At 61.5% G+C, this 9,242-nt stretch carries 12 protein-coding genes; 8 read left to right on the plus strand and 4 right to left on the minus strand.

Annotated elements, in window-relative coordinates; genetic code table 11:
• Positions 1–78 precede the first annotated feature (78 nt).
• The 6 genes from L0C59_RS10720 (at position 79) to L0C59_RS10745 (ending at position 5,939) form a co-directional block, all read left to right on the plus strand.
• Positions 79–378, plus strand: coding sequence for a cupredoxin domain-containing protein (locus tag L0C59_RS10720; protein WP_243091322.1), 300 nt, complete (start codon positions 79–81; stop codon positions 376–378).
• 132 nt (positions 379–510) lie between these two features.
• Positions 511–1,176, plus strand: coding sequence for a c-type cytochrome (locus tag L0C59_RS10725; RefSeq protein ID WP_243091323.1), 666 nt, complete (start codon positions 511–513; stop codon positions 1,174–1,176).
• Between the two features lie 10 nt (positions 1,177–1,186).
• Positions 1,187–2,617, plus strand: a complete 1,431-nt coding sequence (locus L0C59_RS10730; protein WP_243091324.1) for a cbb3-type cytochrome c oxidase subunit I — start codon at positions 1,187–1,189, stop codon at positions 2,615–2,617.
• Positions 2,610–2,906, plus strand: a complete 297-nt coding sequence (locus L0C59_RS10735; RefSeq protein ID WP_243091325.1) for a hypothetical protein — start codon at positions 2,610–2,612, stop codon at positions 2,904–2,906. Before L0C59_RS10730 ends, L0C59_RS10735 begins: the two co-directional genes overlap by 8 nt.
• 136 nt (positions 2,907–3,042) lie before the next feature.
• On the plus strand, positions 3,043–4,650 hold the full coding sequence (locus L0C59_RS10740) for a nitrite reductase (RefSeq protein WP_243091326.1): 1,608 nt from the start codon (positions 3,043–3,045) through the stop codon (positions 4,648–4,650).
• 158 nt (positions 4,651–4,808) lie between these two features.
• Entirely contained in the window at positions 4,809–5,939 is a 1,131-nt protein-coding gene (locus tag L0C59_RS10745; protein ID WP_243091327.1) for a TIGR04053 family radical SAM/SPASM domain-containing protein, read from the plus strand.
• Here L0C59_RS10745 and L0C59_RS10750 read toward each other — a convergent pair.
• The 4 genes from L0C59_RS10750 to L0C59_RS10765 all read right to left on the minus strand — a co-directional run bounded on the left by L0C59_RS10750 (position 5,936) and on the right by L0C59_RS10765 (position 7,755).
• Positions 5,936–6,502: a MarR family transcriptional regulator gene (locus tag L0C59_RS10750; protein ID WP_243091328.1), complete on the minus strand. Its 567-nt coding sequence runs from the start codon at positions 6,500–6,502 to the stop codon at positions 5,936–5,938. The two genes, L0C59_RS10745 and L0C59_RS10750, sit on opposite strands and share 4 nt — an antisense overlap.
• Before the next feature lie 9 nt (positions 6,503–6,511).
• Positions 6,512–7,015 (minus strand): cytochrome P460 family protein, encoded by a 504-nt coding sequence (locus tag L0C59_RS10755; RefSeq protein ID WP_243091329.1) that lies wholly within the window; start codon positions 7,013–7,015, stop codon positions 6,512–6,514.
• A gap of 72 nt (positions 7,016–7,087) precedes the next feature.
• The gene (locus L0C59_RS10760; protein ID WP_243091330.1) at positions 7,088–7,429 is read right to left on the minus strand and encodes a DUF488 domain-containing protein; all 342 of its coding nucleotides are present in this window, start codon (positions 7,427–7,429) and stop codon (positions 7,088–7,090) included.
• Positions 7,420–7,755 (minus strand): hypothetical protein, encoded by a 336-nt coding sequence (locus L0C59_RS10765; RefSeq protein ID WP_243091331.1) that lies wholly within the window; start codon positions 7,753–7,755, stop codon positions 7,420–7,422. Before L0C59_RS10765 ends, L0C59_RS10760 begins: the two co-directional genes overlap by 10 nt.
• Positions 7,756–7,953: 198 nt before the next feature.
• On the opposite strand from L0C59_RS10765, the gene L0C59_RS10770 reads away from it, so the two are divergent.
• Both L0C59_RS10770 and L0C59_RS10775 read left to right on the plus strand, forming a co-directional pair.
• Positions 7,954–8,220: an indolepyruvate ferredoxin oxidoreductase subunit alpha gene (locus L0C59_RS10770; RefSeq protein ID WP_243091332.1), complete on the plus strand. Its 267-nt coding sequence runs from the start codon at positions 7,954–7,956 to the stop codon at positions 8,218–8,220.
• A gap of 359 nt (positions 8,221–8,579) precedes the next feature.
• Positions 8,580–9,239, plus strand: coding sequence for a sulfurtransferase TusA family protein (locus tag L0C59_RS10775; protein ID WP_243091333.1), 660 nt, complete (start codon positions 8,580–8,582; stop codon positions 9,237–9,239).
• Positions 9,240–9,242 lie beyond the last annotated feature (3 nt).

Raw genomic sequence — 9,242 nt, forward strand, 5'->3', positions numbered from 1 at the left:
CACGTGGGCGCAGGTCCATCCTAAAGGGGTGGTCCCACGTTTTGACGTGTACTGAGGCCCCTTCCTGTCACCGTGCAAATGGTGGGTAACTCCTTCTACCCTAAGGTCTTGGAGATCCCTGCCGGGACTACCGTAGAGTTTGTGAATGAGGACGTTTTTGACCTGTTGGAGGGGGAACGCACGGGCTTGCATGATGCCGTGGTTATTGATGTCCAAGGTCCTGAGCCCTTTGTGACCCCCAAGCTGGGTCATGGGCAACGGTATCGCATCACCTTCACCAAGCCTGGGGAGTACGTGTACATCTGCAGCATTCACCCTTACATGAAGGGGATCATCCGCGTCTACGAGCCCTTAAGCCAGCGGACCGATTCCCAATAACCCAGAGCATCTAGCTAATATCGGCAAATGTTCCAGGGGGAAATCCCTTGGGACATTTGCCCTTGACGTAAGTCATGGAAACTCAGGCGAAGAGGTCCGAGTCTATGAGCTGGAGGTGAAAGGAGGTTGGGTATGGAGATCGGCTGGATAGAAACCACCATCGGGGCCCTTTTCGCCACCGTGGTCCTTACCCTATGGCTTTCCCGGGGGTCCGGATGGCTCGAGCCTCGGTTCTGGCGCAATGCGGCCGTGGTGAGCTCCCTGATCATGACCGGGATCCTGGTCTACCTCACCATCGATTCCCTAAACCAGATCCGGGAGGGTTCGGCCCGAGTGCCGGCCTATAGCGTGATCAACAAGGCCATCGGGCTCAAACGGGATTACGAGAAGCGCCGGGATATCCCGGTCATTGGGGAGGAGGTGGGGTTTTTCGGAAAGATCTGGAGCGAGCAGGAAGCCTACGCCCTGGTCAACAAGGGCAAGATGACCCTGCAGAGCCGCAACTGCATGGACTGCCACACCCTTTTAGGCAACGGGGCCTATTTTGCTCCGGACCTCACCCGGGCCTGGTTGGACCCCAAGTGGGAGACCATGGTCAAGGGCATGACGGGCAAGGCCACCAAGGAGGAGGCCATGGCGGAATGGCTTCAACACCCCGACCGCTATCCCACCTTCGTTCGCCGAATGCCCAACCTGGGCCTGACGGAGGAGGAGGCCAAGGCCTTGGTGGCCTTCTTGAAGTGGATGTCGGCCATCGATACCAATGGCTTCCCGGATCGCTTCGCCGGGGTGCAGTAGGAGGTGTCTCATGACCCAGGCTTTACCGCAAGGGAAACTCTACGAGTCCCAGAAGCTGGCCCTTTGGTACTTCTGGGTGGCCTTGGCCCTTTTTGGGGCCCAGGTCCTTTTTGGTTTGCTGGCGGCCTGGCAGTATCTGGATCCCAATTTTCTTTACGGCAAGCTTAGCTTCATGACCAACAGGATGCTCCACATCAACGCCATGATCGTCTGGTTACTCCTGGGCTTCATGGGCGGAGTGTACTGGTTCTTGCCCTTGGAGCTGGGGCGGGAGGTGGTGGGCATCCGCTTGGCTAGGTTCGCCTTCTTCACCCTGATCGCCGCGGTGGGCATCGTGGTCCTGGTTTACCTTTTGGTCCAGTACGGACCAGGCAACGCCTTTACCCTATGGTTCATCACCGAGGGCCGGGAGTACATAGAGGCCCCCCGCTGGGCGGATTTCGGCATCGTGGCGGTGATGGCCATCTTCCTTTACAACGTGGTGGCCACGGCTATTAAGGCCCAGCGCATCACCGGCGTGGTGGCGGTCTTGATGTTTGACCTGGTGGCCCTGGCGGGGCTTTACATGGCGGGAATGAACTACACCCCCAACATCTCCATGGACCAGTACTTCTGGTGGTGGGTGGTGCACCTTTGGGTGGAGGCCACCTGGGAGGTGCTGGTGGGCTCCATCATGGCCATGGCCCTCATGCACCTTCTCGGAACCCCTAGGCGCATTGTGGAGACCTGGCTTTACCTGGAGGTGGCCTTGGTCTTCGGTACCGGGATCCTGGGCCTTGGGCACCACTACTTCTGGATCGGCACCCCAGAGTACTGGCTGGGTTTAGGCGGCTTCTTCAGCGCCCTCGAGCCCATACCCTTGGTGGCCATGGTGGTGCATGCGGTCTACGACGCGGGGATGCACCGCATGCAGACCGTGAACCAACCCGCCCTCTTCTGGGCCATCGCCCAAGCGTTCGGAAACTTCATCGGGGCTGGGGTTTGGGGGTTCATGCAAACCCTGCCCCAGATCAACCTTTATTCCCACGGCACCCAGCTGGCCCCGGCCCACGGCCACCTGGCCTTCTTTGGGGCCTACGTCACCGCCATCCTCACGGTGATCTACATGGCGCTCCACCAGGTGCGTCGCCCCGAGCTTCCCCGTTTTGACTCTAAGCTCTGGAAGTGGGCGTTTGTCCTGATGGTGGTGGGCATCTTCGGCATGTCTGCGGCCATGACCATCGCCGGTTTTACCCAGACCATGGTGGAGCGGGCCATCGGGGGCAGCACCTGGCAGGCTTATATCGACGCCCAGCAGCACCCCTGGTTCCAAAGCGGCATGGTCTGGCGCTTCGTCTTTGGGGTCTTCTTCCTGGTGAGCTACCTGGTTCTCCTGTGGGACCTGGTTACCATTGGCAAGGGGGAGGCCCGGGTGGTTAAGGAGGTGGGGGCCCATGACTAGCGAGGCGGTGCGGGACCTGATGCTCTACGGCATGCTCATGGTTTCCGCCGCGGGCTTCTACGCCATGTTCTACGCCCTGGGGCGGATGCTGGAGAGGCCTTCCATCGTCACCTTTTCCTACTTCTTCGCCGCCTTGCAGGCCCTGGGGGCCTTGGGCATGATTCTGCCCCCCTATCTGGATCCCTTCTGGAAGTACCTGATCGCTTTTAGCTCTGCCGTTTACCTCTTCATCCCCCAGGGGATGTGGTGGGTGGTGACCACCTTCCACGAAAAGGAGCACGCCCACTAGCCTTCCCTTCCTCCCGCCGGACCCCCCTAGGGGGGTCCGGTTTTGCCTACCGGTGTGCGAATCTTTGTAGGGACTTCTATCATAGGACATCTGTACTACTCGGACATCGGTATCCTAGTTGCTGGAGGTGTAAGCCATGAGGGGATTAGGCCTATTAGGCGTTTTGGTTTTGAGTGCCCTGGCCTTGGCTCAGGTCCCTGGTTCCCTGAGTCCGGCGGAGAAGGAGGAGGCGGCCAAGATCTACTTTGACCGCTGCGCGGGTTGCCACGGGGTGCTGCGCAAGGGAGCCACGGGCCCGGCCTTGGACCCCAAAAAGATGGCGGAGAGGGGTCTGGAGTACCTGAAGGCGGTGACCTTTGGCGGCCTTCCTGGGGGCATGCCTGACTGGGGACGGCAGGGGATCCTTAAGGAGAGGGAAATAGAGCTTGTCGCCCGCTTCCTTTTGGAGGAGCCCCCGGCGCCTCCGGTTCCCACGTTTGATGAGATCCGGAAGACCTGGAAGGTGCACGTGCCCCCGGAAAATCGGCCCAACAAGCCGCTTCATGACCGCAACTGGCAGAACTTCTTCGGCCAGGTCCTCCGGGATACCGGGCAGGTGGCCATCATCGATGGGGATAAGAAGGAACTGGTCACCATCGTGCCCACGGGCTTTGCCACCCACATCCTCCGCTCCTCGGCCACGGGCCGATACTTCATGGCCATCGGCCGGGACGGGAAGGCCAGCCTCATCGACCTCTGGATGAACCCACCCCAGGTGGTGGCCGAGTCTAAGCCTTGTTTGGATGCCCGTTCCATAGAGTCCAGCAAGTTTAAGGGCTACGAGGACAGGTATGCGGTGGTGGGGTGCTACTGGCCGCCCACCATGGTGGTCCTGGATGGTCTGACCCTGGAGCCCATCAAGATGGTCTCCACCATCTCCTACGCCAAGGGGGCGGGGGAGCTGGTCATGGAGGCCCGGGTGGCGGCCATTGTGGCCAGCCACTTTAACCCCGAGTGGATCGTAAACCTCAAGGAGTCGGGCCAGACCTGGCTGGTGGACTACTCCCATCTGGATAAGAAGGGCCGGCCCTTGCCCATCACCATGATCGACACCGATCTCTTCCTCCACGATGGAGGCTGGGCCCTGAAGCGGTACTTCATCGTGGCGGCCAACGCCCTGAACAAACTCATCGTCATCGATACCAAGACCCGGGAGTACGCCGCCGAGGTGGAGGCGGGGGTCAGGCCCCACCCGGGCCGGGGTTCCAACTGGGAGCATCCCACCTTTGGGCCGGTTTGGGCCACGGGGAACATCGGTAGCCCCGAGGTGACCGTGGTGGGCGTAGACCCGGAGAAGCATCCCCAGTACGCCTGGAAGGTGGTCAAGCGGATCACCCTGCCCTACACCGGCAACCTCTTCATCAAGACTCACCCCAATAGCCCCTGGGTCATCGTGGACTTCCCCATGAGCCCAAGCCCCCAGGCGGCGGCAAGCCTCTGCGCCATCGACAAGCGCAACCTGGAGGTGGCCAGGTGCTGGGAGGTGCCGGGTGCCCAGGACCTGAAGGCCCGCATGGTGCATCCCGAGTTCAACAAGGGGGGCACCGAGATCTGGGTTTCCGCCTGGGGCTCCAAGGACACCCCCACCTTTATCGTGGTCTACGATGCCCTGACCCTCGAGGAGAAAGCCCGCATCACCGGGGACTGGGTGCGCACCCCTACGGGTAAGTTCAACGTGTACAACACCGCTTACGACATCTACTGAACCCTTTGGGTCCAAAACGGGGGAAGGCTTTGGGCCTTCCCCCTTGGTCCACGGGCTCCCCATCCTCCCTCTTGCGAAGGCGCAAAACAGCCATCCCGCCCCCGCTGCTTGACTCCGGTCATGGTTTGGGAGCCCTATTCACCGGTTACCCTAGTGATATGGAGCGCCCCGAGTTTGCTCAGTACCCCTATCTGGTGGCCTGGGAGGTGACCAACGCCTGCCTCCTCGCCTGCCGCCACTGCCGGGCCTCGGCCATGCCCCACCCCCTGCCCGGGGAGCTTTCCACGGAGGAGGGCCTGAGGCTCATAGAGGAGGTGGCCACCTACCGTCCCAAGCCCCTGCTGCTCCTTACCGGAGGGGATCCCTTGGCCCGCCCCGACCTCCTTTCCCTCATCCAACGGGCCCGGGAGCTGGGCCTTAAGGTGGGCCTCACCCCGGCGGCCACCCCCCTCCTTACCCGGGAAAGGGTGTTCCAGCTCAAGGAGGCAGGGGTGACCCGGCTGGCCCTTTCCCTGGACGGGGCGAGCCCCCAAAGCCACGACGCCTTCCGGGGAGAGGAGGGCACCTTTGCCCGGACCCTGGCGGCCTTGGACTGGGCGAAAGAGGCAGGGCTTCCCACCCAGGTAAACACCACCGTGACCCGGGATAACTGGCAGGAGATCCGGGCCTTGCCCGATCTTTTGGCGGAAAAAGGAGTGGTCCTTTGGAGCCTTTTCTTCCTGGTACCCGTGGGGCGGGGGGCCCTTTTAAGGCAGCTTTCTGCCCGGGAGTTCGAGGAAGCGCTCCATTGGCTGTACGAGGTTTCCCTTTCCTATCCCTTCCACGTGAAGACCACGGAAGCCCACCACTTCCGCCGGGTGGTGTTAGAGAGGCGGAGGGAACTGGGGGCCCGGGACCGGGCCCTGGCGGCGGGAGAGAGCCTCCACCGGGAGTACTTCCAAGACGGCATGGAGCACTCCCGGCTTGGGGTTACAGATGGCAATGGCTTTGTTTTCGTATCCGCCACCGGGGATGTGGCCCCTTCAGGGTTCTTGCCGGTTTACGCCGGCAATGTCCGGGAAAGGCCTCTTCTGGAAATCTATCGGTATAGCACGCTCTTTCAGGAACTCCGCGACAAAGACCTCCTTAAGGGAAAGTGTGGGGTGTGCGAGTACCGCTATGTGTGTGGGGGGAGCCGGGCCAGGGCCTGGGCGGAAACCGGGGATTATCTGGCCAGCGAGCCCCGGTGCGTCTATGTGCCCCCGGCTTGGTGGGAGAAGGTGGGCAAGGTTCCTAAAGTGGGCGCTTAGGCGGGGGCGTGGTCCGGGCAGGCGAGGCGAAGGTCCAAAGGCGTTAGGCCTAGGCGGAGGAGGGAGCAGAAAAAGCCCTCTTCTCGCCGTAAGTAGCGGCAGGTAAGGCAAAGTCCGGTCTCGGGCACCGTTCCTTGGCGCACCAGCGCTGCCAGAAGCTCCATCAGCCCTAAAAGCAGTTCCTCCCGATTGGGCACGCCCTGTAGGGCTTGCAGCAGGGGGTCGGAATAGCTTTTCAGGGCTTGGATCAGGCGGAGCCCATCCTCCGTGGGTTTTAGGACCCAGCGCCGGCCGTCTTTGGGATCCTTGGTCCGGAAGAGAAGGCCTTTGCCCTCCAGGGTGGTGAGGGCTGCGCTTACCGTGGCTGGGGTAAGGGCCAGGAGTTCGGCCAGGGCTACCACCCCCTGGGTCCTTTCCGAGAGGTGGAGGAGAAGTTGGGCCTGTAAGGCGGTGAGGCCTAGGCCGAAGGCTTGCCGGGTGAGGAGGGCTCGCTCCACCTGGCCCAGTCGCTCCAAGAGGGCAAGGAGCTTTTCCTCTCCGTGGCGGCCTTGGGAGGCGCCCACCCCTCCATCTTAGGGCCGGAAACCGCTGAAGACAAAGTCGGTGTTGGCCGCTCCCTGGTGGCAGGCGTGGCAGGAGGCGGGGTCGATGCTAAGGGGCTTCTTGTCGGGGCCGAAAGCGTAGTACCCCCAGCCTCCCGTGGCCCTATACCGGTCCGGGTCCTTGACCATTACCCCGATGAGCTTCCTTGGGCCTTCCAAGAGGGCGTTTCCTTCCTCCTTGGCCTCGAGGAGGTCAAAGACGATGACCGTACCCTTGGGGAAGGGACCCTTCTTGCCTTCCAGGTAGGTCTTCAGCCCGGTTTGGTTCACATAGATGTGGTGGAGGCCACCGAAACTTTCGTAGAGGGGATGACCGGGTTTGAGCTCCATGCTCTTCACGTGGGTCCAGAGGCGGAAGCCCTCGGGGTAGGGGAAGCTGGATCCCGAGGCCTGCCCGCCCCCGTACTGGTACTGGGCTAGGACCAAAAGGCCTAGGGCCGTGAGGCCGAGAAATACCGATAGCTTTAGGCGCATACCTCACCTCCTTAGTACTCCTAAATACTAACCCTAGACCCCAACCCTGTCAAGGGGTCAGGAGGGCGGGGCTCAATGCTCCAGGATCTCCACTAAGGCCCTGGCGTTGTTGTAGCGTTCCTCTTTGGCGCCGAAGAGAAGGGTCACGGTCCCTTCCCGGTTTAAGGCTCTGAGGCGTTCCAGGGCGGGGTTGCCCCTTAGCTCCTCCCGGTAACGGCGGAGGAACTCGGGATACTTCTTGGGGTCGTGGGCGAAGAAGCGGCGAAGGGCCTCTGAGGGGGCAAGTTCTTTGGCCCACCAGTCCACCCGGGCCCTTTCCTTGCTGAGCCCTCGAGGCCAAAGGCGATCCACCAACACCCGCACCCCATCCTCTGGGGAGGCTGGTTCGTAAACCCGCTTTACCTTTAGAGCCATTCCGCCTCAGGGAGGACGCACTCCGGACACTGGGCTCCCGTGAAGCGCACCCAGTCCAGGATCTCCTCCACGCCTTCCACCGCCCCTAGGTGGTAAACTTCTAGGAAGGGGTCGGCTACCAACACGCCCCTTTCCGGGATAACGGAGACCAGATGCCCTTCCGGGTCCACGAGGAGGGGCAAGGGGCTTTCCCGGGCTTCTTGGGCAAGGAGGAAGGCCTGGGCCTCGAGGGAAGCAAGCTCGGCTTGCCTAGGGGCCAGGGCCTGGGCCATCCCGGGGTCGCGTAGGAGAACCAGTATCTTTCCCTTGAGGTCCGGGAGGTACACCCTTTGCCCTCCTGGGGTGTGGAGGGAATAGGGGGGAAGGGGTTTTCTCAAAGCCACCATGGCCTATTCTTGTCCTTTTCGCGCCCACGCGAGTGTGAGTTTGTTCCTGGAAGGCATAGGGGGCAGGATCCCCAAGCCATTTGACCCGGGTCATGGACGGGGTAGGGGCCGGGGAGCAGGCTAGGGGTGGAGGTGGTTATGCCCCACGTGATCTGTGAGCCCTGCATCGGCGTAAAGGACCGGTCCTGCCAGGAGGTCTGCCCCGTGGAGTGCATTTACGATGCTGGGGAGCAGCTTTACATCCATCCCGACGAGTGCATCGACTGCGGGGCCTGCGTGCCCGCCTGTCCGGTGAACGCCATCTTTCCCGAGGAGGACGTGCCCGAGCAGTGGAGGGTCTTCGTAGAGAAAAACCGCCTGTGGGCCCAGACCCTGCCCAATGTGCACGTGTTGGAGGGGAGTTGATGCCGAGCCTAGTGGTAGAGGTGCGTCAGGAAGTGCCCTTCCTACCTAAGGTGGCTTTTGCCCTTATATCCCTTGCTTACTTGGCGGGGGCAGTCTTTACTGGGCTTCACCTGGGCCTTTTCCTTCCTGGCCTTTTGCTGCGCTGGCTTCTCCTTTGGCTACTGGCTCTGGCCTTAGGTTTTAGCGCATGGCGGACCCTTTATCTCCGTGAGGAAAGGGATTTAGGAGCGGAAGCCCAGGCCTTCCTGGCGGCGGAGGAAGCAGCTTGGCGGCGTCTGGCCCAGCCCTTAGGACTAGCCCGTGCCCTCCTTGCACCATCCCTTGCATTTTTTCCTTATCTTGGCGCCTTATGGGGAGTTTTGACCCTTACCCAGCTGGTACTGGGTTTGGCCCTCTGGCGCGGCAAGCCGGGGCTAGCCTTTGGGCTTGCCCTAGCCCTTACCTTCCTTTGGGCGGAGCGGGACACCCAGGGGTTTTGGGTCTTCGCCCTCCGGGCTCTTCACCTCAGCGGCTTTGGTTTCTGGTTGGGAGGGGCGCTTTTCAACCTCTCGGTAAACATTCCAGTGGGCATGCGATATCCCTTTGTGGAAGCCGTGGTGGCTGGGGCCAGACAACTTGAGCGCTTTCGCCTTGTGGTGCGCCTTGCACTTCCTACCCTTCTCTTTACGGGATTCCTCATGGCCATCGGCTATCGGGTGCCCCTCGAGGCCTGGAGGGTTTTTCCCTTTAGCCTCATTCCCCTCAAGCTGGGTTTCATTCTGGCTCTTGTGGTCATCTTCATCACCTGCCCCCTGTATCGGCAGTGCTCTCCTGTGAGGGGCGTGTGCAATTTGGATGACCTTAGGGTACGCCCTCTGCACCGCCTGGATAACCGAAAGACGCCTTGTGCCTTGGGCTTGATCCGGGCTAGGGAGGTGATGGACACCCTCCCTTCGGGGGCGGTTCTCGAGCTTCTGTCCGGAGATAAGTACCCTCCTCTTAAAATATCCCCATGCCTGCACCCATCCGAGTTCATCTGACTC

Origin of the sequence: Thermus neutrinimicus, from assembly GCF_022760955.1 — a bacterium.
GTDB classification, from domain to species: Bacteria; Deinococcota; Deinococci; order Deinococcales; family Thermaceae; genus Thermus; species Thermus neutrinimicus.

Excerpts from the sequence above, each read along its gene's own strand:
- L0C59_RS10720 (WP_243091322.1), top strand. The coding sequence starts at position 79 with ATGGTGGGTAACTCCTTCTACCCTAAGGTCTTGGAGATCCCTGCCGGG.
- L0C59_RS10725 (WP_243091323.1), top strand. The coding sequence starts at position 511 with ATGGAGATCGGCTGGATAGAAACCACCATCGGGGCCCTTTTCGCCACC.
- L0C59_RS10730 (WP_243091324.1), top strand. The coding sequence starts at position 1,187 with ATGACCCAGGCTTTACCGCAAGGGAAACTCTACGAGTCCCAGAAGCTG.
- L0C59_RS10735 (WP_243091325.1), top strand. The coding sequence starts at position 2,610 with ATGACTAGCGAGGCGGTGCGGGACCTGATGCTCTACGGCATGCTCATG.
- L0C59_RS10740 (WP_243091326.1), top strand. The coding sequence starts at position 3,043 with ATGAGGGGATTAGGCCTATTAGGCGTTTTGGTTTTGAGTGCCCTGGCC.
- L0C59_RS10745 (WP_243091327.1), top strand. The coding sequence starts at position 4,809 with ATGGAGCGCCCCGAGTTTGCTCAGTACCCCTATCTGGTGGCCTGGGAG.
- L0C59_RS10755 (WP_243091329.1), bottom strand. The coding sequence starts at position 7,015 with ATGCGCCTAAAGCTATCGGTATTTCTCGGCCTCACGGCCCTAGGCCTT.
- L0C59_RS10760 (WP_243091330.1), bottom strand. The coding sequence starts at position 7,429 with ATGGCTCTAAAGGTAAAGCGGGTTTACGAACCAGCCTCCCCAGAGGAT.
- L0C59_RS10770 (WP_243091332.1), top strand. The coding sequence starts at position 7,954 with ATGCCCCACGTGATCTGTGAGCCCTGCATCGGCGTAAAGGACCGGTCC.